The sequence below is a fragment of the Brevibacillus laterosporus genome, assembly GCA_007833815.1.
GTDB lineage: Bacteria > Bacillota > Bacilli > Brevibacillales > Brevibacillaceae > Brevibacillus_B > Brevibacillus_B laterosporus_D.
Window position 1 is genome coordinate 4,142,815 of the sequence record CP033464.1, and the last position, 24,140, is coordinate 4,166,954.

The window sequence follows — 24,140 nt, forward strand, 5'->3', positions numbered from 1 at the left end:
GTTATTATGTTTATTATAAATTATCAACTTGTTTTGTCTGAATCAGAAATTGCCTCCCTTACGTATGAAGAGTTTATAGAAGAACACAATGATGACTTTTTAGGATTGATACACTTTTCATTTAATGAGCATGAATATGGATATTATTCAGAATATGCAACGATCCATGAATTCAACTTATTCGAAGAATGGATTATACTTTGGTTTCGAATGTTAAATGATGCTGTTTTTTTATTGAAAAAGAAGGGTTATGCTGCTATTAAAACCATAGAGGAACCTGATAACTGGATCGTATTCAAAAATAGTAATGAAAATGTATTGATTGATTTCGTACTGGCAACAGATATGATTCCCAATGTAATTGTAACTGCTGTTCCTCTTTGTGGCATCTATCATGTTGGATGGGAAAATGAGGTTATAAATAAATCACAATTTTTCTCTGAAATTAAAACGAAAACAGGCGATTTAATTCAAAAGATAGAAAGATTGAATAACAATCTTGCAAAATCAAGTGTAAACTTTCAAAGACTTAAAGAAGCATACCTCTTGGCACACTTTTAAGTTTAAAAAACGAGCTTTACTTTATAGTCGCTTCTGATTTGTAGTACATGATCATTCTTTTTGTACAAGTGTAATAAAAAAAGATCGTTCTCTACCTTAACTAACTACTCTTAGTAAGGAGAAGAGCGATCTTTTTTTGCTGTTATGGACTCGTCAATTAGCTGTATAGTATATACAAAAGGTTTCTGAAGTTGGACAAATAGATAATAGGTTGCTAAACTATGCTAGAATTGATGCTGGTTTAGGTCGTGATAAATACGGCAGTATTTATGACATATTGTATATCGGTGACGCCCTTATTTTAACAGAAGGAGCTTCTGGAGTTGCTGCTGAAGCAATTGTTATTTTATCAAAAGGAAGTAAGTTGGTAAAAAAAGTTATTCAGATTTTTAATAGAGTTAATGACCCAATTGATGCTATTACAAAAACACTTGTAAAAAACTTAGTTGGAAAAGTTAAGGTTAAGGGTCCCGTATGGAAAACTATTCAACATCTTGAAGAACATGTTTCTAAACGTATAAAAAAAGGACATCTGCCTAAAGGATCAACAGCCGAAGATTTAAACAATAAGATTAAACAAATTATGAATAACCCAGATAATGAGGTGTACGAATATTTCCTTGAACATTTCAATCAAAAGTACTATGTATTTTCTGATAACGAATTAATAACTATTATTGGTGAAGATGGTCTAATGGAAACAGCTTTCCCCTAAAAGACGGTACTACAAAATATTTAGATCCAAAAAAGGGGTATAAAAAATTTGGAAAAATTAAGGGGTTGATTAAATAATGGTACAATTAGAAGAATATATTCAAACGTATATAGATACAGTCACAGATAGCATTTTAATCAGTCCCTTCGAGTTTCACCATGGCTTTCATGCAAGAAGCCACCTTTATAAAGAAAAAAACTTGTTAACAGAAGAACAAAAGAGAACTTTAATCACCTATGATGAATTATTATTTAACCGCGCATCTGAGATTTATAATCATATGGAAGTAATATATAATTTCAAAAATTCCTCTGAGTCTATTGAGGAATGGTGGTGGCATTTGGATAAAGTAGTTAATAAGTCATTAATTATTGATTTTAAGTCACAGATTATTGTATATAATAGTCACACCTACCAGTTGTAGAAAATAAATCAAAAAGGACAAAAAGATAATTTATATTCTTTTTGTCCTTTTGATATTTTTAAATATAGAACCAAAAGAATGTAATTCTCCTTTTCAATAATTGATTTGTAAATAGTTCCTAATTTTGTTGGATTTTACTCTCTCCCAAGCATTGGCTTCACAACCATAAATGCCAAAATTACTTCTATCGTAATAGCCTAGCTCTCTTACTGGTGTAACTTCAAATTACTCATTCAATCTCCCTACTAGTTATTAATTTTTCTCGCTATTTTTGCTTTAATTCCTAAATCTAATCCCTGTATGACATTGATGATTTCCTCTTTTGTCATCTCTTCTAACTTAGATAGATCGATTTTTTGTCCAAGCAAGAAAGAAGGCATCATTTTAAAATCATGGATAGAGTCTGTATAAATATTTAAAGTCGTGCTTGGGTTCGAATGATTAGCATGCTGCTGTGTAATTTTCACGTCTTTAAATACTTTTTGAGTCGTATCTACACTACCTTTCTTAAATGAGTGAAGCGTTATCTTCCTATCCTTAGAAAATTGTAATTCATCACATACTTTTGCAATAGCATTGTTTAAGGTAGTTTGAGATCTAATAGTGAATACTCTTTCTCCTACTCCATGTTCTTCCATAAAATCCATTAGTTCATTATAAATGGCTACTGGAATTGGTTTTATGTCTAGTTTCCCCCTCTTATCATAAGCTTTAATTACAGGCACACCGTCTATTAACTGTATTCCTGTCCATTCTAAATTGAATAAAGCATCTTTTCTAATTGCTGTTTGCGCTGCTAAGGTTAAAATGAGCGACTTTTCCCATCCATTCCATTGTTCTTTTACCTTATTTATAATTTGTTGCATTTCTTCCCATGTTAAGAAGCCATTTGGCTTAGAGTCTCTGTTTTTTAGAGGGATCAATTTGAATACCAATGAGCTAACTTGATAATCATAGTTCGGTAAAAAATCAAAAAGTGATTTCACTATTGAAATTTTTGTATTAATAGAAGAATTTGAATACCTTTTTTTTGCACCATTTTTATCCATTAAGTTAATTAAGTAATTTCTATACTCTACAACCTCTTGTCTTGTGAATGTTAAATCTTCTTCATTTAGTTTTTTTCCTCTTGTGTAACCAAAAAATTGTTCAATGTGTTGCTTATAGCTGATAGCAGTATTATTACTAGCTCCTCTTCTCTCTTCTAAGAATGATAAGATTGCTTTATGTACAGTAGGTGTGTGAATACCTATTACTTTTGTATAGTCTTGAGTATTGTGTGCGTTCATCCAATCTCCTCCCCTAAGCAAATTATATAAGAGCCGATTCAATAATACAATATAAAAATTTGTGTTGAATATAATTTTAATCAGATGTATAATAAAGGTGAAAGGAGATTATCTATATTAACCTACAAAATTCAGGCATTCATTAAAAAATACTTACTTTTCGAAAATCTCTTTATATTTTTCCACTACTTCGTCTCTCAGGTTTTGATAATGGCTGTTTTCTGATGCTAACCCTTGTACCTTATCAGACTCATTAATATCAAATTTACCTTGATATACCCCTAACAAATTGTAGCTTTCACCGTCATTAGTTTTTGATAAAAACAATAAATATTCTCTTCCTTTTTCCATAGGTTCATAGCCTTCTATTGTCAATAAGTCATCTTGATGTTTAGAAGGGCTATCTATATAGGCGGCATCTTGAAGAACAGGAATAACCTTTGTATCAGTTTCTCCTTTAAGTGTTTTGTCAATAATGACATCAGTTTTCGTGTAGAATTCCCCAATTCTTCCTACTGAAGAATAGTTAAAAGTTGGCTCATATTCTGAAAAATCCTTTTCAAGGTGTCCCACTACAATATATTCTGCTTCATTTTCTAATGCTTCCACATTTTTATATCCTACTACTTTAGCTTCTACCTTCACTACTTTTGATGGTGTCAGAAAATAAAACCCACCTGCTACCAATGCAACCGAACAAACAATAGTTCCTGCCAGCTTCTTCATGTTCATTAATTATTTCCCCCATTTCAATTTCAAATTCTTTTCATCATCTGCCTGAATATCTGTACTTAGATTAACCGAATGCATGATCAAATCTGAATCTGAGTCATTATGCGCCAAACTTAGAGCATGTCCCATTTCATGAGTAAACACGCCTCTTTGTTCGTCAATTCCAATCCTCGATAGAGTATTGTCATATCCAATTACGTCTATATTATCCCAGATATCATCCAGTTCATAATCTCGATCTCCATCAGCAAATGGCATCATAATTCCATATAAATTGTTTTTATTAGAATTTGTAAGTATTACGCTCACTATTGCTCCAGATTTACCCTCAGACACATTCACCTTTGATGAAATATCGTTCCAAGCCTCAACTCCAGCTTTCATTACTTTCTTTTGGTAAGAAGAGCTTCCTCCAGCTAATACGTATTTGATTTTCTTAACATCTGAAGCCCGTAAACCACCTGTGAAAAGATACTTCTTCTTTCCATAATCAGCGTATGCTACAGCAGAAAAAAGGGATACACACGATAAAGTAGTTACAATTGCTATCTTTAATTTTTTTCTCATTAGTGCATTTCCTCCTAATTTTAAGAGAATGTCGGACATCGAATAACTGAAAAAACGGCTATTTATATACCACAAAGGTTTCCGTACAGCGTATTCTCATCGACAACCAGTTTAGTGTTTTGTAAGCTTTTGAAAGGCAACAATGTACTTATCTAGTTGTTGGCTCATCTGCAATACTTCTGGATGTAAAAATGATCCTTTCTTGAAAAACCGATGCTCTAACTCTTTACGGGGGATTCTTCAGGTGTCCGATTATCAGCTTCCTTGAAAGAACCGGAGGTTTTATACTGGGTTATCCACTTATCTAAAGAAGATGGCGTTAAACTGTAATCCTGGATTATGTCTTTCCTCGGCTTCCCAGTCATATAAAGCTGTACCATTTGTTCCTTACATTATTTTGTAAATGTTCTGCGTTCTCTTTTGGCCATGGTAGATTCTCCTCAAATATGTTATTTGTAGTCTACTTGACCTTAAAATATCTGTCCAACTAAGTGTAGCCTATCCATTTGTCTTGCCAAAAGATTTAAATAAATACTGAGGACACAGCCCATAATTCACCAATACCCTATCCAAATTAATACTATGGTACATTACTATCAACTATAATTATTATGTATACTATTTTCTGACTCTATTTTTAGGGCTTCGAGAAAACAGCTATGTTATTTTAAACAACCAAAAGCCTGGGCTGACAAAGTTCTTTTTTGTCCCCAGGCTTTCATGTATCAATGAAAATTATTTCTTATCATCTTTACGTTCTTATCCTTGTCGTCGCCTTGTTCATCTTCCTGTTCTTTCTTCTCTTGTTTTTCCTCATGAAATTCAACATTGGTGTGACCGGTAATGTTACATCTCATCGACGCATTATGCTTGTCCGTCATTTATAAGTTGATACTTCATGGCGTATTCAACAAGTTCGCTCTTTCTAGAAACATTAAGTTTATTCATAATTCTCGTCTTATGGGTATCAACCGTTTTGATACTAACCGTTAATGCTTGAGCTGTCTCAACTAGAGAATATCCTCTAACAATAAACCGTAACACCTCGCGCTCGCGGGGACTTAAAATTACATAAGGATTTCGTGACTCTGCTTCTTTTGACGTTCTTTTAAACATTGATGAAATCAATGTCTGAGTTTCTTTTGGCCGAAGGTATACGTATCCGTTCATAACGGTATCAATAGCTGTATATAATTCTTCATCTACTGCCGCCTTAGGGACGTAGCCTGAAGCTCCCGCATGCATGATAGATGTTATGTAGTCTTCATCTTCATGCATTGTAAGCACGATGACTTTAGCTTGTTCATGACGCAATTTAATTTCTCTTAGAACCTGAATTCCGTCTAAGCGTGGCAAACTGATGTCGAGTAGCAAAATATGGGGCCTTAAATTTTCATAAAGCCGAAGTGCTTCGACTCCATCGGCAGCTTCACCTACAACTTTTAAGAATGGTTTCTTTTGCAGCAGCAGTTTTAAGCCCGATCTCAGCAAAGAGTGGTCATCAGCTAGCATGATTTGAATTGTCTGTTCCATCACTGCACCCTTTTTCCAGTTTTAGCGGGATAGACACCATAAGTTCGGTCCCGCCGATACCCGTAGTTTTGACAAAGAAAGAACCGCCAAGCAACTCGGCTCTTTCCTTCATACCGTATATTCCGATCCGATTTTGCTTGCAAGCCCTTTCAAAATCTTCCTGCTGAATACCGTGCCCGTTATCATGGATAGTCAATTGTATACAATGGTCTACGATTCCCATTTTAATCACAATCTGGGTCGCTACTGTATGTTTGACTACATTAGTCAAGCTTTCTTGAAGAATTCGGTACAAGGCTACAGCAGCATGACTATCGATGATAATCTCATCTTCAGGGACGAATAGGATAACAGCAATATCGTATTTCCCTTCAAACTTTCTAGTATATTTCTTTATTGCCGGAATTAAACCCATATCATCTAAAATAGGCGGTCTTAATTCTACCGCTAAATCTCTAATTTCTCGCAAAATACTTGCTGCAATCTCTCGGCTGGCATTAAGCAACTCCTGCTGTTCGGTATCTTTAGCTTCATTAGCCAAAACACGCATTGTAACCATCAGCGAAGTAAGAGCTTGGCTTGTTTCATCATGAAGTTCACGAGAAATTCTCTTTCTCTCATCTTCCTGAGCGGATAACAGCTTCAAGATTAGCGTGTCTCGAAGTCTGTCTTTTTCTTGAAGTTCCTTTAATAGCATTTCTACTTCGGTGTTGGAGCTAATTAAGTTGTCAGCCATTTCATTAAAAGCCTGCGCTAGTTTCCCTACTTCATCGTCACTCGTTACTTTAGCCCGCAAAGACAAATTTCCAGCTGATATGCCTGTTGCAACAGCAACCAAACTATTTATCGGTTTAGTGATAAAGCGGGTAACATAATAAGTGATTCCAGCAGTTCCTATGCAAACCAATAATGTCGCAAAAATCAATTCACCAATTTTAATAAAAATATAGGTTTTGGCCTGTTTTTCCGCCATTCCAACGCGAACAAATCCTACGTCCCCCTCTTCGATTGGGACAAGTATATCATGGATATTTCCTTCATCTGAAGTTAGTGTAGCAACTTGTTGACTATTTAAGCCATTAGGAGTGTGTGCATTTAATATCCCTTTCGCTATCTGATCGGAGAACGTGTGCCCTACAAGACCGTTATTACTATTGATTATCAAGATATAACGAACGTCTTCGTTCGCTTTTTGTGCCTGAGAAATGAGAAGATGAATAGAAAATTGATCATCAGTAAGAATGTAGTCAGAACACAATGCCGCGATATTATTCGCAATATTGACGCCGCGTTTCTTAAGCTCTTCACCCATCATTTTTGTAAGCGAGTCCCAAATGATCCACCCTAAGACTGAGGCAAGAAAGAGTAACGCAACGATGATAGCTCCAAATATCTTCTGGTTTATCTGAAATTTGCTCATCCATCTCATAGGCCGCCTCGTTTATAAGACCTTGCATTGTAAGCGATATCATATAATTGCGGGTCAAAAGGAACAAATCGATCAATACATAAACCCTGCAATGCTGGTTTTATGGTTTCTTCCTCGTGCATGGATAAAAAAATCTCTTTAATAACTTTCTTTTCTTCATCTGATAAACTGCTGCTGATTACCACCGGACCGGTACCTGTCGGCTCTGATTTGGAAATGATTTGTAAAGAGTCGGCTAATTCAGGATCTTTTAGCTTGGCTTGTTCGTAGACCAAACTATTCACAGCTGCAGCGTCGACAACCCTATTTATTACGGCTTTGAGAGAGTTTTCATGATTGTACGTGTAAACATAGCTGCCAAAGAAATGCTCCGGAGTTTCACCAAATTCAGCTAACCTTTCGCTCACAAAAATATAGCTGGAGTAACTGGTAGGATCGGTAATGGCAACACTTTTTCCCCTTAAATCGTTGATATCTGTAATATTGCTGTCACGATTTACAACAAGATAACCATAATAGTACGGTACTCCCATTCGCTCCTGCATCGCAATCGCTTCAAGCCCCTCGACTTGTTTGTAGGTTAGATACGCACCTGATGAAAGCAAGGCTATGTCAGCACCACCGTTCATCATTAACATGCTTAATTCATTGTAGCTCTTGCGCTGAATAAGAATAGCTGGTCTATTGAGCTTCTCTCCTAGATAATCGGCAATTTTTCTGTAGTACATAATCGTATCACTCGGTGATAGCACACTTGAAATTGCCACACGCACTGGAGAAGGTTCGTCATCTTGGGAATTAACAGACGTAACCTCAGACTCAGAAAAAACAATTTGATAACTTGAACTACCGTTCTGACATCCTGACGCAAGTAAAGCAATCAAAATAAAAAGCAGTATCCTCAGCATCCTTATCATGCTTTTCTCCATTCTTTCAGGGGACTTAATACAAAAATGAAAATGCCTAACCAAGCCGTGGTTAGCGACACTCTGGATCGCATTTAGTTACCGCAAGTATAGCATGAAATTGATGCATCCTCTACGACTACCTATATTCCAGTATTTTCAGATAATGTCTAAATCTCGTATAAGAATATTTCTGACAAAACCTCCTAAAATATCTTACAAAAAATCAGATTTTTGCTGATAGTTTTACAAGTTAAACTTGCACGATAATAAAAAACGAGGAGGTTATTATGACACGAAGCATTTTTGAAAGCACTATCATTAAGCCGGCAAGCAGCTGAAGTTTTAAATCACATCTAACTTGAAGCAGTTAAAGCTTATAGAGGTTTAGACAAATGTTTTCTTGAAAAAAGTCTCCGTGTTCTAGCACCAAAATCAAAAACGATGGTTATCTATTGATGTCCTATTCATTAAAGCTAAGAATCGAGGTTGATGGTATGATTTCATTTTTAAAGCCTAAAATCACTACTACAAAAATAACGACAGAACATGTTCAAAAAACTTATAAGCTATTTCGATTGCAATCTTTATTAGGTGTTTTTTTCGGTTATATGGCCTATTATATTGTCCGCAATAACTTTGCATTATCTACTCCTTATCTGAAAGATCAACTCCACCTTAGTGCTACAGAAGTTGGGCTATTAAGCAGTTGTCTGCTAATTGCTTATGGAATTAGCAAAGGCCTCATGAGCAGTCTTGCGGATAAAGCCGATCCTAAAAGGTATATGGCGCTTGGTTTGCTCATGTGCGGGCTGGTGAACATTATGATGGGATTCACTACGGCATTCTGGATGTTTGCCGCTCTCGTTGTACTGAACGGTATTTTTCAGGGAATGGGAGTTGGGCCTAGCTTTATTACCATCGCAAACTGGTTCCCGCGTAAGGAGAGAGGAGTTGTCGGCGCCATCTGGAATATATCGCATAATTTGGGCGGCGGTATCGTAGCACCTATCGTTGGCGTCGGCTTTGCTATGCTTGGCCCCAATCACTGGCAAGCAGCAAGCTACCAGGTACCGGCAGCAGTTGCTATCGTTTTTGCCATGGTTATATTAGCCCTGACAAAAGGTTCTCCAGTAAGCGAAGGCTTGCCTCCGTTAAACGAAATCATCAAGGATGAACTGGACCCGACTTTGCAACAAAGAGCTGATTCCAAACCGCCAGAAGATATGACTGTCTGGCAAATCTTCAGAAATTATGTATTGTGCAATAAAAATGCATGGTTTGTTTCCTTTGTAGACGTTTTTGTGTACATGGTTCGTTTTGGTATTATAAGTTGGTTGCCAATTTATCTGTTGAATGTAAAACATTTCACTAAAGTAGAAATGAGCGTTGCCTTTTTATTTTTCGAATGGGCAGCAATTCCTTCCACTCTCTTGGTTGGTTACCTTTCGGACAAGTTTTTCAAGGGATACCGCATGCCACCAGCTATCATTGCTATGGTGTTGATTTTTTTCTGTATAATTGGCTATTGGCAGAGCGGTACTTTATTTGGGACTACTGTCTTCGCCGCAATGATCGGATGTCTGATTTACATCCCGCAATTTCTGGCTTCCGTGCAAACTCTGGAGGTAGTACCACCTTTCGCCGTTGGTTCTGCGGTTGGTTTGCGGGGCTTTATGAGCTACATCCTGGGTGCATCTTTAGGTACTACCCTCTTTGGTGTGATGGTTGACCAAGTAGGCTGGAATGGTGGTTTCTATGTATTATTGTCCGCTGTTGTCTTGTGCGTTATTTTCTGTATACTAACCCATTTGGGGGCAAAAGAGCTAGAACGCAACAAGAAACAGGCAACCTTAGAATTATAAAAAACGGCCTGAACTCTGAGTAGGGGGTTCGGGCCTTATCTTATCGTCCATACGAACAAAGCCCAAACAGATTCTACTTGGACATTTTCTGACTAAGAATTGTATGAAATACTACTCTCGCACTAACAACACATTTCAACATGCCCCGTATTGTAACATGCTTGTTCTATCTTGAATTACACGCGACGCTAGTGAGTATAACAATGTGGCGGTGGATAGGTTGTGCGATTTTTTCCAATTGCTTCTTGCCCAGCCATTTTTACATGTGCTGGGGCGCTAGTTTATCAAGATGGAAATATTGATTAGTTGGTTAATTTACCTGTATAAGGAGATGTGGATTTTGTCAAACATTCCAATTCAATCAATAGTCCCACGTGGTGTGTCTCGCCAAAAGACAGATGCATTGCCAAGTTTCAAGGTTGTAAGTCGAAAATTAATGATGTTTATAGAACCAGAAAGAGTTTTTCTTCATTCTGAAAATGAAGAGACTCAAATCTTGTCGGTTTTAACTCCGATTATTTTTAAAAGCTGACAATTTATTTCTATAAATTGTCGTCTGTCATGTCTATCACTTATAGAAAAGGAATCTATAATCCGCGCATAGGTGGAGTTCGCATTGAAGATGATGTACTGGTTACTGACCCCATCACTGACAATTAAATCTACTAAAGCTGGCACGTTGCTCCACACATGAAATCTTAGAAAGTGGTGGTTTTACCTGAAAATTCTTGAAACGGATCGACTGATTCTTCGTTGGATATCAACTGAGGATTCGGCGTTTATCCTTGAGCTTTTGAATGACCACTCGTGGTTGCAGTTCTTTTGGTCGTAACGTAAAAAATGGATAGAGCGCAGTTATATATCTGCAAGCTCTATCCATTCTTTGACTATTATTTATCCTACTAGATTCGTAGGATTAGTGGGTTTTGCACTTATCGTACAAACCTTCTTCTTTTAATACAGAGATTAATAGCTCACCCATTACAGCAGGTGTCTCTGCTACTTTAATGCCGCATTCGTTCATTACACGGATTTTTTCATCTGCTGTACCTTTACCACCAGAGATGATAGCACCAGCATGTCCCATGCGTTTTCCTGGAGGCGCTGTGCGTCCACCGATGAAGCCTACTACTGGTTTGGTTGCATGCTCTTTTACCCAAAGGGCTGCTTCCTCTTCAGCCGTACCACCGATTTCACCGATCATAATGATCGCATACGTTTCAGGGTCTTCATTAAAAGCTTTTAGCACATCGATAAAGTTGGTTCCATTAACAGGGTCTCCACCAATACCAACTGCTGTTGATTGCCCGATACCTTCAACTGTTAATTGATGTACCGCTTCATACGTTAAAGTACCAGAGCGGGAAACAATTCCTACATGGCCTTTTTTATGAATGTAACCAGGCATGATACCGATTTTGCATTCATCTGGTGTAATGACACCTGGGCAGTTCGGACCTACTAGGCGAGTTTTCTTGCCTTCCATATAGCGTTTTACTTTTACCATATCAAGAACTGGGATATGCTCTGTGATGCAAATAACCAAATCTAGCTCAGCGTCAACCGCTTCTAGAATTGCATCTGCCGCAAAACGAGCTGGTACATAAATAACGGAAGCCGTTGCACCAGTGCTTTCTACTGCTTCTGACAAGGTGTTGAATACAGGCACGCCTTCTACCTCAGTACCACCTTTACCAGGAGTTACTCCACCTACGATTTTTGTACCATATTCCAACATTTGTTTCGTATGGAACAAAGCTGTTGAACCCGTGATACCTTGAACAATTACTTTTGTATCTTTATTAATAAATACGCTCACTTATTTTTCCCCCTAACCTTAACCCACGAGTGATACAATCTTTTGGGCACCGTCTGACATAGAGTCAGCAGATGTGATGTTTAAACCAGAATCTTTTAGGATCTGTTTGCCTAAATCTACATTGGTCCCTTCTAGACGAACAACCAATGGCACTTCCAGGCTTAATTGTTTTGCTGCCTCTACTACACCAGTAGCAATAATGTCGCACTTCATGATACCACCAAAGATATTGACGAAAATTCCTTTTACATTTTGATCAGACAAAATGATTTTAAAGGCTTCCGTTACTTTCTCAGCAGTAGCACCGCCCCCTACATCTAGGAAGTTAGCAGGGTCCCCACCAAAGTGTTTGATAATATCCATCGTAGCCATTGCTAGACCTGCACCGTTTACCATGCAACCGATGTTACCATCCAGGGAAATATAGCTCAAATCATATTTGGATGCTTCGATTTCTTTTGGATCTTCTTCTTCCAAATCTCTGTAACCCATAATATCTTTGTGACGATATAGTGCATTGGAGTCAAAATTCAATTTTGCATCTAATGCCATTACGTTACCATCGCCTGTTACAACCAACGGATTGATTTCAGCAATCGAGCAATCTTTCTCAATATAAGCAGTGTATAGGGCTGTCATAAATGAAGCTGCTTTATTGATAAGTTCAGTAGGAATATTGATGTTAAACGCTAGACGTCTTGCTTGGAAAGCAGTTAGACCAACGACCGGATCAATATACTCCTTAAAGATTTTTTCAGGAGTTTCAGCTGCCACCTCTTCAATCTCGGTGCCACCTTCTTCTGATCCCATCAATACCACTTGGGATGTAGCGCGATCTAGAACTAGACCCAAATAATATTCTTTTTTAATATCGCAACCTTCTTCAATTAGAAGGCGTTTCACTTCTTTACCTTCAGGACCTGTTTGATGAGTAACCAACGTTTTGCCCAGAATTTCGCTTGCGTATGCTTTTACTTCATCTAATGACTTGGCTACTTTTACGCCACCAGCTTTACCGCGTCCACCAGCGTGGATTTGAGCTTTTACTACGCATACCTTCGTACCTAGTTCTTTTGCTGCTTCTACGGCCTCTTCAACAGTGAAAGCTACTTTCCCGTTTGGAACAGCAACTCCGTATTGTCGCAGAACCTCTTTTCCTTGATACTCATGAATGTTCATCGATTATCCTCCTGTTACCTGGTAGGAACCATTGTGATTCAACTATCTTACTTTGTTTATATTAGAGTCTGCCCCTTCTTCCTATTTGCTTCACCGCGCTCAGGCAGAGAAGAGGCAGACGAGATTCTCCCGTGGAAATTAGCCTTCTAACAATAGCGATTCTGGATCTTCCAATAGGTTTTTCACTGTTACTAGGAACCCTACTGCTTCTCTACCGTCAACGATCCTGTGGTCGTATGAAAGCGCGATGTACATCATCGGTCTGTTTTCCATACGCTCTTGATCAATCGCTACTGGACGAGTCTGGATTGTATGCATACCCAGTATCCCTACTTGTGGAGCGTTTAGAATTGGTGTAGACAACAGGGAACCGAATACGCCACCGTTAGTAATAGTGAACGTGCCACCTTGCAAATCGGACAGAGCTAGTTTATTATCTCTTGCCTTCACAGCTAGATCGCCGATTCCTTTTTCAATTTCAGCAAAGCTCATGCGATCTGCATCGCGTACAACCGGAACGACAAGTCCTTCTGGTGCAGACACAGCGATACCGATATCATAGAACTTTTTCAATACAATTTCATCGCCTTGGATTTCAGCATTTAGAAGTGGGAACTTCTTCAACGCACCAATAACTGCTTTTGTAAAGAAGGACATGAAGCCCAGCTTTACATTATTTTTCTTTTCAAACGCATCTTTACGTTTGTTGCGTAGAGCCATGATCGCTGTCATATCTACTTCATTAAAAGTAGTTAGCATCGCAGCAGATTGTTGTACTTCTACCAAGCGTTTTGCGATCGTCTGACGGCGACGGGACATTCTTTGACGCTCAACAGGTTTAGCAGGATTAACCTCTTCTGCTTTTGGCGCCGCTTTAGGAGTAGCTTGTTTTGGTGTAGCTACTTGCTGGTTTGGATCAAAAGAAGACACATCATGTTTTCGAACGCGACCTAGTGGATCCATTGTGTTGATTTCGTTTAGGTCAATTCCACGCTCTCTAGCATGCTTTCTAGCCGCAGGAGAAGCAACTACAGATTGTTTGGCCTCTTCCTCTTGAAAAATAAGTGGTTGTGCTTTTACTTCTGGTGCAGTTTGTGGAGTAGGCTCTGGTTTGCTTTCCACTTTTGGTGCTGATGCTACTCCAGCTTCATCAATAACTGCGATGGTTTCACCCACTTTAACGGTGTCACCCTCTTCTTTTAATACTTGCGTTAACACACCTTCATTTTCAGCGATAATTTCTACGTTTACTTTATCGGTTTCCAATTCTAGTAGGATGTCCCCCATGGCTACTGCTTCACCTTGTTGTTTAAGCCATTTACCTACTGTTCCCTCTGAAATGGATTCTGCTAATTCTGGTACTTTTACCTCTGCCATCTCTTTCACACCCTTACCAAGTTTCTAGTAACACTTTGTGCAAGAATACGTTGTTGTTCTTTTTTGTGAGCAACTGGATCTCCTTCAGACGGACTAGAACGTCTCATACGTCCGTTATAGGAAACACTTACTCCTTTTGGTGCTAGTGCTTTTAAACGTGGTTCTACAAAAGTCCATGCTCCCATGTTTCGTGGTTCTTCCTGTGTCCAAATAATTTCACGTAGGTTTTTGTATTTACCAAGAAGCTCGTTGATTTTTTCCGTAGGGAACGGGTATAGTTCCTCTACTCGAACAATTTGCAACCAATCAAATTTTCCGACGTCCGCTACTTGATCAGACAAATCAACTGCCATTCTTCCTGTGCAGAATACTAGGCGCTCTACTGCTTCAGGCTTTTGACCCAACCCTGGTTGCTCAATAATGGATTTAAATTCCCCTTTAGTAAATTCATCAATAGAAGATCCAGCTGATGGATTACGTAGCAAGCTCTTCGGTGACATGATCACCAACGGTCTCACTCCGTCTTTGTTTAACATAGCAGCCTGTCTTCTTAAGATATGGAAATACTGAGCAGAAGAAGAAAGATTGGCTACTGTCCAGTTATTTTCCGCAGAAAGCTGTAAGAAACGTTCCAGTCTCGCACTGGAGTGCTCTGGTCCCTGACCTTCATATCCATGTGGTAACAGCATCACAAGACCTGATTTTTGACCCCATTTTGCACGACCAGATGAAATATATTGGTCAAATAATACTTGAGCCGTATTGGCAAAGTCACCGAACTGTGCTTCCCATAGGACAAGCGTTTCAGGGGCAAATACGTTGTAGCCATATTCAAATCCTAGTACGGCGTATTCAGACAATGGACTGTTGCGTACTTCAAAAGATGCTTTTGCAGATGGCAACAGATGCAAAGGAGAATACTGTTCACCCGTTTGAGAATCATGTAATACGATGTTGCGGTGAGAGAACGTACCACGCTCAGAATCTTGACCGCTAAGACGGATAGGTGTTCCATCTCCTAATATACTGGAGAATGCCAGAACCTCCGCATGGGCCCAATCAATCTTCCCGTTATCCGTGAAGACTTGTTGGCGTCGGGATAAGATTTTTTCTAGCTTATCAAAGACATTGAAACCCTCAGGCCATTTCAACAAATCAGCGTTGATCTCAACCAATTGTTTTAAATCAACAGTAGTTTTTACGTTTTGATAGCCAATCTTGACCGCATCCGGTAGATCAGGAATGAATCCAGAATCGTCATGTCCTTTGTTTACTTTCTCATAAGCTTTCACAAATGTCTGTTTGACATTTTCTTCAATCGCTTCAGCTTGCTCTTTGGACAATTCTTTTCTTTCGATCAAACGATCTTTATAAATTTGTGTAATCGTTGGATGTTTACGTACCACGATATAGGTCATTGGGTTTGTCGACATTGGTTCATCCATTTCATTATGCCCAAGACGTCTGTATCCGATTAGGTCAATCAGTACATCTTTGTAGAATTTGTTACGATATTGATAGGCTAATTTTGCTGCGGCTATGCATGCTTCAGGGTCATCTGCATTCACGTGAATAATAGGAATACCGTACCCTTTGGCAATATCGCTCGCATAACGAGTGGATCTTGAATCCTCGCTTTCCGTGGTGAAACCAACACGGTTATTGGCGATGATGTGTACTGTTCCCCCCGTTTGATAGCCTTTAATGCCAGAGTAGTTTAGTGTTTCGGCAACAACACCTTGTCCAGGGAACGCTGCATCACCATGAACAAGTATAGAGATTGCTTTCTTAACATCTTGCTTAGGGTAGCCTGCTTGAGAACGGTCATCTTGGGCCGCTCTTGTATAGCCTTCTACAATAGAACCTGATACTTCCAAGTGACTTGGATTATGTGCCATTGTGATGCGTGTCGTTTTGTTACCATTCTTAATCTCTTTAACCGCCCCAAAGTGATACTTCACATCACCAGTCCAGCCGACATTAGCTTCTTGGGCCTTGTCCAGCTTTTCTTTTGGTGAATGCTGGAATTGGCTAAAAATATCTTCGTAAGGTTTGCCAAGTACATGAGTTAGTACATTTAAACGACCGCGATGCGCCATGGAGATGGTTACATCATTTGTCCCAGCTTGAACGGAGGACTCTACGATCTCATCGATGACCGGAACCAGTACATCCAAACCTTCTACGGAGAAGCGTTTAGCCCCTACAAATTGTTTGTGTAGAAACTTTTCAAAACCTTCTACCTCGTTCAACCTTTTTAAAAGATCAGTCTTTTTCTGTAACGAGAGTTCCTCAGTCACTTCGCCAGATTCAATCATGCTTTGAATCCAAGCTTTTTCTTCTGCCTCATCTACATGTTGAAATTCAAAGGCAATATTACTTGTGTACGTTTCTTTTAAGTACTGGATCGCTTCCCACCCATTAGAGAAACGGCCCGGCTGATGGTTGCAAATGAACTCAGCTGGAATGTCCCGCAGATCAGCCTCGGTCAAACCGTATTCATCCAGATGCATGATATCCGCTTTTGGAGCTTCCAGAGGATATAAATTAGCTTCTAAGTGTCCCAATCCACGGATTGTATCTGCCAACTGAAGAGCAGCAACGAATTTCTTCATTTTTGCAAATGGTAACGTTCTTGGTGCGGAGCTTTCAGGTGTGGTTACCTGATTATCATGACCATCTTCTGGAAGGACCGGCGATCCCCAATTATCAAACAATTTTCGTAGGTCTGCAGGTACTTCTTCCGGATTTTCCATATAGATCTCATACTGCTCAAACACATAACCAAGATTCGGTCCATAAAATTCTGCCCAAGGGCTAGCTGGCAGTTTGTTATTCATACTCATTTATAACCCTCCTACAGTCTTGTTGTGATCATGACCTGCACGAAATTGAGGCTTGTTGATCTCCTTTATGTTCATTAAACTTTCATCTGGATGAAAATACCAGATTTAAGCGGTTTCAAACAAAAGGAGATCAATCCCATTAAACAATTTAAACCTTTTGCGTCCTAAAGTAAACCCATCCACTGCCAATAAGTCATACTAAATACAATTATGAGAATAAAGCCCGCTATTGTAATAGGAACACCCGACTTGACAAAGTCCCTGGTCGTAAAGGAGCCCGTACCATAAGCAAGCATGTTTTGCGGAGCACTTACTGGTAATAGGAATCCAAAACTAATTACAAATTGCTGAATTAAGACCATACCAGGCTTGTTAAAAGTAGGTTCCATCGCAACAACCAATGCGATAACAATCGGAATAAATGCAGAAGCCAAACTAGTTGCACTAGCAAATCCTAAGTGAATCAAAATGTTAAATACTGTTAAAATGATAATGACGACAATCAAAGGCATGGCAGTTAATCCCATTGATTCAAACAATCCTTTGGAAATCCACTGCGCCCCCTCTGTTTGTAATAAAAGAGTACCTAACGACATACCGACTGCAAATACGATCAGCGTACCCCATCCTACTTTTTGTTCTACTTGCTTCCAAGTATACACCCCAATGCCGGGGCATAAAAGGATGGCAACTGCCACAAGTGTAATCGTAGTGGAATCTAATTTGTGCAAGATACCTTCTGTAGACCAAAGGAACAAAAGCAGCAAGGAAACAATCATCAAACGCCATTCTTTTGAAGTAAGCTTTCCTAGCTCATCCAATTGTTTCTTGATTAATTCTCGGCCATTTGGAATTTCACTAAGCTCTGGTTTAATCAATTTCGTCATAACGAAGTACAGAATCACAGACATAATAATCGACCATGGTGCCGCATAGATAAACCATTGTCCCCAGGAAATATGGTAATCAAAAGCCGTTTCCATGAAGCCCAAGGCAACCATGTTCTGCGCTGCTGCTGTTTTAATCCCAATGTTCCAGATCGAAATCGATTGTACAGTGGTAATCATCAACAAAGCGGAGAGACGACTATTCTTCTCTAGACCAAATGCAGCAACCATCCCCATTAAGATTGGAATAATGGCACCTGCTCGTGCTGTTGCACTCGGTACAAACAAGGCAAGGACGATACTTACAAGAATGGTCCCAAGTACGATACTGTTAGATTTAGAACCTACTTTCGACAGAACCAACAGAGCTATACGCTTATGCAATCCTGTGATTTCCATTGCTACAGCAAGGAACAGGGCCCCTGCAACCAGTGCTACTGCTGAGTTACTAAAACCTGCCAGCGCCATAGAAAGCGCTTTCTTAGTAGTGTACAAAACAGTTGGGTCTTCAACGGTTGGTGAGAATCCGATCAGAACGGAAATAAGACCAACAATCAAGGCAGCGCTAACTGGATATGTAACCGCTTCCGTAACCCACAAAATAACAGCAAATGCTAGAATAGCTAAGGTTCTTTGACCAGCAAGTGGTAAATTCTCTGGTGTTGGGAGTAACAGAATAATGACAAGTACAGCTAGTGCGATGCCTAACGAGATGATATTCTTACGACTAAAGCTCACTATGATACCTCCCTTGTCTTTTGATAGTGTAACCAACTTGTTCGCTTTTATTATAACGAAAGGGAGGATAGACCGGATGGTTTCATAATTTACTTTATTGTTTTATTATTTACCAAACCAATATATATATGAAATCACATTAACTTACATTGGAAGTAATCTCTTTTCCCCAAGTTTTTTTGCATGAGTAAAAGGCCGCCGAGTTCTCTCGACAACCTTTTTCATCATCGTTCCTTCCATTCTATTTATGCCATAGAATGACGTAGCTAGCATGTATCCTTTTTATGATTGAGTAGCCCAATCTGCTGGGTAGGTTACATACATAAAGCGAGCAAAATCTGGTACAGAGAACTGGATTTTTGTTCCTTTTGGAATTAAGATCATTTCTCCCGCTTTTGCACTAACTTTACGACCATCAATGATGATCTCCAGGTAACCTTCTATTACATAATCAACCTCATCGTAATTGAGCGTCCAATCAAATGTCGTTTCTTTCATTTCCATAATGCCGCAACCTAAACGTGGGCTTTCTTCTAGTGAAAAAAGGTCTTTGCAGTAAACAATATCTTCTTTTTTGCCTGTATCTAAACGATCAGTTTCTGCTACCCGCACAGTTTGCAAGGGTATAGATGTCACACCGCTGCTATCCCGATGTTTTGGGAATTCTTCAGGAGCTGGTGTTGTGGTAGCACCTACTTTTTCAGTAATGATTTTACGGACAATTTCTTCAATGGCTTGAATGTCTAATTTTTCCATTTTACGCAACCTCCGTTTTATTATCTTTATCTTTTTTTCCCTCAATCATCTTTTTAGAAATGAAGATGGCTACAAAGATTGCTGTAATACCACCGACTAATTTACCAACAATCATTGGGAAGATCATATCTTTTGCAACACCTGCTGTGAATCCTAAATGGTCACCAAGAACAAATCCTGCTGATACAGCGAAGGCAACGTTAATAATTTTACCTCTATCATCCATATCTTTCATCATTCCAAACATCGGAATGTTATTAGCAAGAGTAGCAACCATACCTGCTGCAGCAATTTCGTTCATTCCAAGTACTTTACCCAATTTAATCAATGGCTTCTTAAACAGCTTTGTAATAACAAACACCATACAGAACGCTCCTGCTAAGACAATGGAAATGTCTCCAACAATCTCAATACCTTCTGAGATAGGAGCTAGTCCTGGAATAATAGTCAGACCCACTAGTTGTTCAATGATGCCAGCTGCTAATGCAAGCGTTGCCACAATAACGATGAATTGGCCAAAGATCGTAAATCCTTTGATCATTCCATTCGGGAATTTCACTAATCCTAGTACAATAAGAGCGGCAAAAATGATAATTGGCACTAAGTTGGATAAGATCATGCCAATTGAAAATCCAGCAACTAATCCACCAACTATACATCCTAGTGGAATTGTGATAATTCCTGCTAGAACTCCTGTAGCTAAAAACTTGTGATCTTCTTTACGAATAATTCCTAGAGCAACTGGAATAGTAAAAACAATGGTTGGTCCTAACATAGCACCTAAAATAACCCCTGCAAACATTCCTGCTTCTGGATCTTTCGCTAGTTCTTGCGCTAGTGCAAAGCCACCCATATCATTTGCTAAAATCGTAGTAGCAAACATAGCTGGATCTGCTCCTAGAGCGCCAAATAAAGGCACAACAATAGGACTAAGCACTTTGGCTAGTACAGGAGACAAAGAGATAATACCTACCATAGCAAGCGTTAAGGAACCCATTGCCATAATACCCTCTTCAAATTGTTGACCTAAGCCAAACTTATTCCCCATACACTTATCAATCGCACCCAAAACCATAAAAATGACCATTAGGTAAATAATGATTTCATTTATTCCCATACATGACTTCCTCCGCTCTTACCGAAACTGATTTTTGATCTCTTCACTTGGTGATGGCATAACGGTGTAATGAACGATTCGCTTTTGATCGATGGATTTGATAGCTATGTCCATCGCTTGTTCAACATCGCTTACACTTCCAGTAAAGACAGCGACAAGCTTGCCACCGATACCCATACCTAAGGTCATTCTTTTCAAGAAGGTATGGGCACCTTTTAGGGCAAGGTTTATTGCGTATATACCAGATGAGACGTTGGATGTTTCGAAAATTCCAATGGCGTTTATAGGCTCAGTTGAGTAGCTTTTTTTCAAACCATTAACGATGTCGTTATGAACACCATTTAAAATAAACTCACTTACAAGAAAGTCCTTTGAAGCATGTTTTGCAGTCTCCATAGACTCTTGTACGTTAGCAGTATCACCACTTACAATGATTAAAAATTTTCCTGGGCAAATTGAACGCATATGATGGATATCCACGGAGGATTTTTTTAGCATAACGTCAGCCGTCTCATATCCTTTGCTAATACTTCTCAATTCTAGAATGCCAATAGAACTACTCATCGTTCATCTCCAGAGAATCTACGATACCCACAATTACTGCATCAATAGGTACGTTCTGATCCTTCATAGAGCTTCTCGCTGCGCTTCCTTTGGTCACAAGAACGGTGTCACCAATTCCTGCTCCCGCATGATCCGCTGCAACAAAGCATTCCTTTGAAGTATTTTCATTATATGAATGCGGTTTAACTACCAAAAACGTTAAACCATTTAGCTTTTCATCTTTTCGCGTAGCCCAAAGACTGCCGACAACTTCTCCAACAATCATACGTTCACCCCGTTATTTTCTCCGTACTTTTATCTGCTGCATTTTGATATAATCTATTGCAAGTGGCGTGATAATACTGTTTTTGTTCACTATAATTTCGTTCACATGGCGCAGATGAAACTTCTTCAGATCAGATTCTGTGATTAGCTTCTTACTAAGAACTTCCTTGCGAACTTCTTCTTGCTCAATATCGCTGTCTTGTTTTGCAATCTCAACTTCCTGATTGTCTACTTTGTCATCAATGTTGAGTAAGTCCGATTCCTGAACCATTTGAATTCCAAAACTCTTGATTCTTGCTTCAAACTCTTCGTATTGCTTATACAACACCGGATTTGACGTTTGTTTATATTTTTTATAAACCATGGAATTCTCTAAAACGACTACTTTCTTACCTTTTAAAAGCATGGTTAAAATAAAACGTTCACGACTTCCCGCACTGATGCCATTTGCCAAATTCCCTAGTAATTGAATGCACACGGTAGGAATAATGACGAGATCACAGTCTTTTGTTTGCTCATCATGATATTGAAAATCGTAGTGTGATTCTATACGTGCTTCTATTTCAGGGTGCGATTGGTTTGCCATAATAATTGCTTTTTGCCGCTTCTTAGGCTCTCCTTGCGAAAACTTCATTTCTTGAAGTTTTTTGTATACCTCATTGGTAACCGCTTCGACTAAAGCTTCTATGTTCATTTTTTCACACTCCTAGGTACTCTTCTTCAAAATTTTCCCCATAGTACCTTTTGTAAATCCACACGCATTTGCTTCATCATAATCAATATGCATGAATGTCGCATAGGAAGGACTCACACGAATCATTACATCGTCGAAAATTAACGGTCGACTGCTGAATACCTTAACTTGAACCGTTTCGCCGTTGGCAACATTATGTTTTGCCGCATCTTCAGGAGTCATATGAATATGGCGTTTTGCGACGATTAATCCTCTTTGCAATTGAACCATATTTGTAGCTGAGGCAATTACAATTCCTGGCGTTCCTTCGATCTGTCCGCTCTCTTTAACAAGGCCTTTTACTCCTAGTACAACAGCATCTGTTAAGGAAACCTCAACTTGCGTCTCTTTACGCTCAGGTCCAAGTACAACTACATAATGCATAGCGCCTTTAGGACCAATTAAGGTTACACGTTCTTTGCAAGCATATTGTCCAGGCTGAGACAAATCTTTCATTTTTGACAATTCATAGCCAGGTCCAAACAAAGTGTCAATGTCAGCTCTGCTCAAATGAACATGTTTTCCTGATGCTTCAATAGGAACACACATCTCTTCATTAACACGTTTTACTACTTCATCTACAATGCTTTCAATCAGATCGTTTTTCATGGTTCTCTCCTCAAGCTTTGTATTTATCTAGACGAACGCGAAACATCAATATCCAGAATAAGGAGGAAAGGCGATTCAACGCTTGAATGATGTCTTCACGTTCCACACTTCCATGCTCTTGTTTAAATGCTTGATAAGCCAACAATTCAGTTTCTCTAGTGAAAGTACGTAATGAATTTAAGGCAATTACCATCTCTCCCATTTCATAGCTCGGTTTAAAATGATCTAATCCGAAATATTTCTTAGGATGATGAGATTGTTCCCTTATTTCTTCAGGTGTCATATCTAGCAACTGGATATTGGTCAGCCTCTCACCGAGAACTTCACAGCGTAAAATATTTCGTACAAATAGAAGCACTTCTTCCAAATCAGCTACAAGCTTTGGCACCCCTACTTTTACACCAGTGATTTGTGCTTGTAGAATCTTAGCTTCTAATGAATCTAGTTTTCCACGAAAAGTTATGCGAGGATGGTCTTTATAGACAAGGAGATTTCCATATAAATGAGTCATGTGCTCTGGTTTATGTTCAAGATACCCACCGTAGATCGTTTCATAACGAATCGTTGGTTTATTTGAAATTTCCGCTTTAGGCACACTAGTACTCTTATGTTCGATTACATTCTCCTCAAAATAGCGTAGCTCTATCTGATGATCTGTTAAAAAACTTTTAGCAGAAGGAGTGAGAATGACACCCTTTTTCACTTCATAAATCTTCTTATCTTTTGCCTCTTGATTTTTAAAGTGTTTTCGCAAATCGCTTTCTGTGATAACAGCCATATGTTCACATCCCTCGTCGGAAAAACTTCTCACCGTTGCTAGCCAAGAAGCTTACCTTACCCAATATGGTAGATAGGGAGATGGATGCAAAAATTTCTGCATCCATCCGACTATAATTATTCTTATTCTGTTTTTGGTAAGATTGCATCTACTTCGGAATGTGGTCTTGGAATTACATGCACAGATAGTAATTCTCCAACGCGTTCTGCTGCTGCTGCACCAGCGTCTGTTGCCGCTTTAACTGCACCTACATCTCCACGTACCATAACTGTTACTAAACCTGCTCCAATTTGTTCTTTTCCAATCAAAGTAACGTTTGCTGCTTTTACCATTGCATCTGCTGCTTCAATTGCTCCAACTAGTCCTTTTGTTTCTACCATTCCCAATGCGTTTGCGTTTGCCATAATAAAATTCCTCCTAGAATGTTTTTAGATTGATGATTATGAAATCAGT

The 24,140-nt window shown here is 38.9% G+C and carries 26 protein-coding genes and 1 pseudogene; 6 read left to right on the plus strand and 21 right to left on the minus strand.

The window, feature by feature from the left end:
- The first annotated feature begins 6 nt into the window (after positions 1-6).
- From EEL30_20055 to EEL30_20065, 3 genes are all read left to right on the plus strand, one after another.
- Complete coding sequence (locus EEL30_20055; protein QDX94375.1) at positions 7-561, plus strand: hypothetical protein; 555 nt, start codon at positions 7-9, stop codon at positions 559-561.
- 211 nt (positions 562-772) lie between these two features.
- Complete coding sequence (locus EEL30_20060; protein QDX94376.1) at positions 773-1,276, plus strand: hypothetical protein; 504 nt, start codon at positions 773-775, stop codon at positions 1,274-1,276.
- Positions 1,277-1,352: 76 nt separating this feature from the next.
- On the plus strand, positions 1,353-1,700 hold the full coding sequence (locus EEL30_20065) for a hypothetical protein (GenBank protein QDX94377.1): 348 nt from the start codon (positions 1,353-1,355) through the stop codon (positions 1,698-1,700).
- 245 nt (positions 1,701-1,945) lie between these two features.
- Here EEL30_20065 and EEL30_20070 read toward each other — a convergent pair whose 3' ends face one another.
- The 8 genes from EEL30_20070 to phnD form a co-directional block, all read right to left on the minus strand.
- Positions 1,946-2,989 carry a site-specific integrase gene (locus EEL30_20070; protein ID QDX94378.1) on the minus strand — a complete coding sequence of 348 codons (1,044 nt, stop codon included), beginning with the start codon at positions 2,987-2,989 and terminating at the stop codon, positions 1,946-1,948.
- Positions 2,990-3,142: 153 nt separating this feature from the next.
- Positions 3,143-3,721 carry a hypothetical protein gene (locus EEL30_20075; GenBank protein ID QDX94379.1) on the minus strand — a complete coding sequence of 193 codons (579 nt, stop codon included), beginning with the start codon at positions 3,719-3,721 and terminating at the stop codon, positions 3,143-3,145.
- A gap of 3 nt (positions 3,722-3,724) precedes the next feature.
- Positions 3,725-4,288: a hypothetical protein gene (locus tag EEL30_20080; GenBank protein ID QDX94380.1), complete on the minus strand. Its 564-nt coding sequence runs from the start codon at positions 4,286-4,288 to the stop codon at positions 3,725-3,727.
- A gap of 111 nt (positions 4,289-4,399) precedes the next feature.
- Entirely contained in the window at positions 4,400-4,525 is a 126-nt protein-coding gene (locus EEL30_20085; GenBank protein QDX95831.1) for an aspartyl-phosphate phosphatase Spo0E family protein, read from the minus strand.
- Positions 4,507-4,668, minus strand: a complete 162-nt coding sequence (locus tag EEL30_20090; GenBank protein QDX94381.1) for a hypothetical protein — start codon at positions 4,666-4,668, stop codon at positions 4,507-4,509. Before EEL30_20090 ends, EEL30_20085 begins: the two co-directional genes overlap by 19 nt.
- 484 nt (positions 4,669-5,152) lie before the next feature.
- Positions 5,153-5,821 (minus strand): DNA-binding response regulator, encoded by a 669-nt coding sequence (locus tag EEL30_20095; GenBank protein QDX94382.1) that lies wholly within the window; start codon positions 5,819-5,821, stop codon positions 5,153-5,155.
- The gene (locus EEL30_20100) at positions 5,790-7,250 is read right to left on the minus strand and encodes a sensor histidine kinase (GenBank protein QDX94383.1); all 1,461 of its coding nucleotides are present in this window, start codon (positions 7,248-7,250) and stop codon (positions 5,790-5,792) included. Before EEL30_20100 ends, EEL30_20095 begins: the two co-directional genes overlap by 32 nt.
- Positions 7,247-8,167: a phosphate/phosphite/phosphonate ABC transporter substrate-binding protein gene (gene phnD, locus EEL30_20105; GenBank protein ID QDX94384.1), complete on the minus strand. Its 921-nt coding sequence runs from the start codon at positions 8,165-8,167 to the stop codon at positions 7,247-7,249. The genes EEL30_20100 and phnD overlap by 4 nt, the downstream gene beginning before the upstream one ends.
- Before the next feature lie 485 nt (positions 8,168-8,652).
- On the opposite strand from phnD, the gene EEL30_20110 reads away from it, so the two are divergent.
- From EEL30_20110 to EEL30_20120, 3 genes and pseudogenes are all read left to right on the plus strand, one after another.
- Positions 8,653-10,020 carry an MFS transporter gene (locus EEL30_20110; protein ID QDX95832.1) on the plus strand — a complete coding sequence of 456 codons (1,368 nt, stop codon included), beginning with the start codon at positions 8,653-8,655 and terminating at the stop codon, positions 10,018-10,020.
- 340 nt (positions 10,021-10,360) lie between these two features.
- A complete protein-coding gene (locus tag EEL30_20115) occupies positions 10,361-10,552 on the plus strand; it encodes a hypothetical protein (GenBank protein QDX94385.1) in 192 nt (63 codons plus the stop codon).
- Between the two features lie 186 nt (positions 10,553-10,738).
- A pseudogene (locus EEL30_20120) lies at positions 10,739-10,840 on the plus strand (GNAT family N-acetyltransferase).
- A gap of 96 nt (positions 10,841-10,936) precedes the next feature.
- On the opposite strand, the gene sucD reads toward EEL30_20120, so the two are convergent.
- From sucD to EEL30_20185, 13 genes are all read right to left on the minus strand, one after another.
- Positions 10,937-11,839: a succinate--CoA ligase subunit alpha gene (gene sucD, locus EEL30_20125; GenBank protein QDX94386.1), complete on the minus strand. Its 903-nt coding sequence runs from the start codon at positions 11,837-11,839 to the stop codon at positions 10,937-10,939.
- Between the two features lie 18 nt (positions 11,840-11,857).
- Positions 11,858-13,018: an ADP-forming succinate--CoA ligase subunit beta gene (locus EEL30_20130; protein ID QDX94387.1), complete on the minus strand. Its 1,161-nt coding sequence runs from the start codon at positions 13,016-13,018 to the stop codon at positions 11,858-11,860.
- 138 nt (positions 13,019-13,156) lie between these two features.
- Positions 13,157-14,395, minus strand: coding sequence for a 2-oxoglutarate dehydrogenase complex dihydrolipoyllysine-residue succinyltransferase (gene odhB, locus EEL30_20135; GenBank protein ID QDX94388.1), 1,239 nt, complete (start codon positions 14,393-14,395; stop codon positions 13,157-13,159).
- 5 nt (positions 14,396-14,400) lie between these two features.
- A complete protein-coding gene (locus EEL30_20140; protein ID QDX94389.1) occupies positions 14,401-17,241 on the minus strand; it encodes a 2-oxoglutarate dehydrogenase E1 component in 2,841 nt (946 codons plus the stop codon).
- Between the two features lie 164 nt (positions 17,242-17,405).
- The gene (locus tag EEL30_20145) at positions 17,406-18,866 is read right to left on the minus strand and encodes a DASS family sodium-coupled anion symporter (protein ID QDX94390.1); all 1,461 of its coding nucleotides are present in this window, start codon (positions 18,864-18,866) and stop codon (positions 17,406-17,408) included.
- 282 nt (positions 18,867-19,148) lie between these two features.
- Complete coding sequence (locus EEL30_20150) at positions 19,149-19,622, minus strand: DUF861 domain-containing protein (protein ID QDX94391.1); 474 nt, start codon at positions 19,620-19,622, stop codon at positions 19,149-19,151.
- 1 nt (position 19,623) lies between these two features.
- Positions 19,624-20,739, minus strand: coding sequence for an ethanolamine utilization protein EutH (eutH, locus tag EEL30_20155; protein ID QDX94392.1), 1,116 nt, complete (start codon positions 20,737-20,739; stop codon positions 19,624-19,626).
- An 18-nt stretch (positions 20,740-20,757) separates the two neighbouring features.
- A complete protein-coding gene (locus EEL30_20160; protein QDX94393.1) occupies positions 20,758-21,303 on the minus strand; it encodes a BMC domain-containing protein in 546 nt (181 codons plus the stop codon).
- Positions 21,296-21,568: an ethanolamine utilization protein EutN gene (locus tag EEL30_20165; GenBank protein ID QDX94394.1), complete on the minus strand. Its 273-nt coding sequence runs from the start codon at positions 21,566-21,568 to the stop codon at positions 21,296-21,298. The genes EEL30_20160 and EEL30_20165 overlap by 8 nt, the downstream gene beginning before the upstream one ends.
- 12 nt (positions 21,569-21,580) lie before the next feature.
- Positions 21,581-22,261: an ethanolamine utilization protein gene (locus EEL30_20170; GenBank protein QDX94395.1), complete on the minus strand. Its 681-nt coding sequence runs from the start codon at positions 22,259-22,261 to the stop codon at positions 21,581-21,583.
- 12 nt (positions 22,262-22,273) lie between these two features.
- The gene (pduL, locus tag EEL30_20175) at positions 22,274-22,909 is read right to left on the minus strand and encodes a phosphate propanoyltransferase (GenBank protein ID QDX94396.1); all 636 of its coding nucleotides are present in this window, start codon (positions 22,907-22,909) and stop codon (positions 22,274-22,276) included.
- 10 nt (positions 22,910-22,919) lie between these two features.
- On the minus strand, positions 22,920-23,687 hold the full coding sequence (locus tag EEL30_20180) for a cobalamin adenosyltransferase (protein ID QDX94397.1): 768 nt from the start codon (positions 23,685-23,687) through the stop codon (positions 22,920-22,922).
- Between the two features lie 122 nt (positions 23,688-23,809).
- Positions 23,810-24,091, minus strand: coding sequence for a BMC domain-containing protein (locus tag EEL30_20185; GenBank protein QDX94398.1), 282 nt, complete (start codon positions 24,089-24,091; stop codon positions 23,810-23,812).
- Positions 24,092-24,140: the final 49 nt, after the last annotated feature.

Coding starts and splice junctions, on each gene's coding strand:
- EEL30_20090 (QDX94381.1), bottom strand. CDS start 4,668: ATGGTACAGCTTTATATGACTGGGAAGCCGAGGAAAGACATAATCCAG.
- EEL30_20080 (QDX94380.1), bottom strand. CDS start 4,288: ATGAGAAAAAAATTAAAGATAGCAATTGTAACTACTTTATCGTGTGTA.
- EEL30_20100 (QDX94383.1), bottom strand. CDS start 7,250: ATGAGATGGATGAGCAAATTTCAGATAAACCAGAAGATATTTGGAGCT.
- EEL30_20150 (QDX94391.1), bottom strand. CDS start 19,622: ATGGAAAAATTAGACATTCAAGCCATTGAAGAAATTGTCCGTAAAATC.
- EEL30_20095 (QDX94382.1), bottom strand. CDS start 5,821: ATGGAACAGACAATTCAAATCATGCTAGCTGATGACCACTCTTTGCTG.
- EEL30_20075 (QDX94379.1), bottom strand. CDS start 3,721: ATGAACATGAAGAAGCTGGCAGGAACTATTGTTTGTTCGGTTGCATTG.
- EEL30_20065 (QDX94377.1), top strand. CDS start 1,353: ATGGTACAATTAGAAGAATATATTCAAACGTATATAGATACAGTCACA.
- phnD (QDX94384.1), bottom strand. CDS start 8,167: ATGATAAGGATGCTGAGGATACTGCTTTTTATTTTGATTGCTTTACTT.
- EEL30_20055 (QDX94375.1), top strand. CDS start 7: ATGTTTATTATAAATTATCAACTTGTTTTGTCTGAATCAGAAATTGCC.
- eutH (QDX94392.1), bottom strand. CDS start 20,739: ATGGGAATAAATGAAATCATTATTTACCTAATGGTCATTTTTATGGTT.
- EEL30_20130 (QDX94387.1), bottom strand. CDS start 13,018: ATGAACATTCATGAGTATCAAGGAAAAGAGGTTCTGCGACAATACGGA.
- EEL30_20140 (QDX94389.1), bottom strand. CDS start 17,241: ATGAGTATGAATAACAAACTGCCAGCTAGCCCTTGGGCAGAATTTTAT.
- EEL30_20170 (QDX94395.1), bottom strand. CDS start 22,261: ATGAACATAGAAGCTTTAGTCGAAGCGGTTACCAATGAGGTATACAAA.
- EEL30_20165 (QDX94394.1), bottom strand. CDS start 21,568: ATGATTGTTGGAGAAGTTGTCGGCAGTCTTTGGGCTACGCGAAAAGAT.
- EEL30_20110 (QDX95832.1), top strand. CDS start 8,653: ATGATTTCATTTTTAAAGCCTAAAATCACTACTACAAAAATAACGACA.
- EEL30_20180 (QDX94397.1), bottom strand. CDS start 23,687: ATGGCTGTTATCACAGAAAGCGATTTGCGAAAACACTTTAAAAATCAA.
- pduL (QDX94396.1), bottom strand. CDS start 22,909: ATGAAAAACGATCTGATTGAAAGCATTGTAGATGAAGTAGTAAAACGT.
- odhB (QDX94388.1), bottom strand. CDS start 14,395: ATGGCAGAGGTAAAAGTACCAGAATTAGCAGAATCCATTTCAGAGGGA.
- EEL30_20160 (QDX94393.1), bottom strand. CDS start 21,303: ATGAGTAGTTCTATTGGCATTCTAGAATTGAGAAGTATTAGCAAAGGA.
- EEL30_20185 (QDX94398.1), bottom strand. CDS start 24,091: ATGGCAAACGCAAACGCATTGGGAATGGTAGAAACAAAAGGACTAGTT.
- EEL30_20070 (QDX94378.1), bottom strand. CDS start 2,989: ATGAACGCACACAATACTCAAGACTATACAAAAGTAATAGGTATTCAC.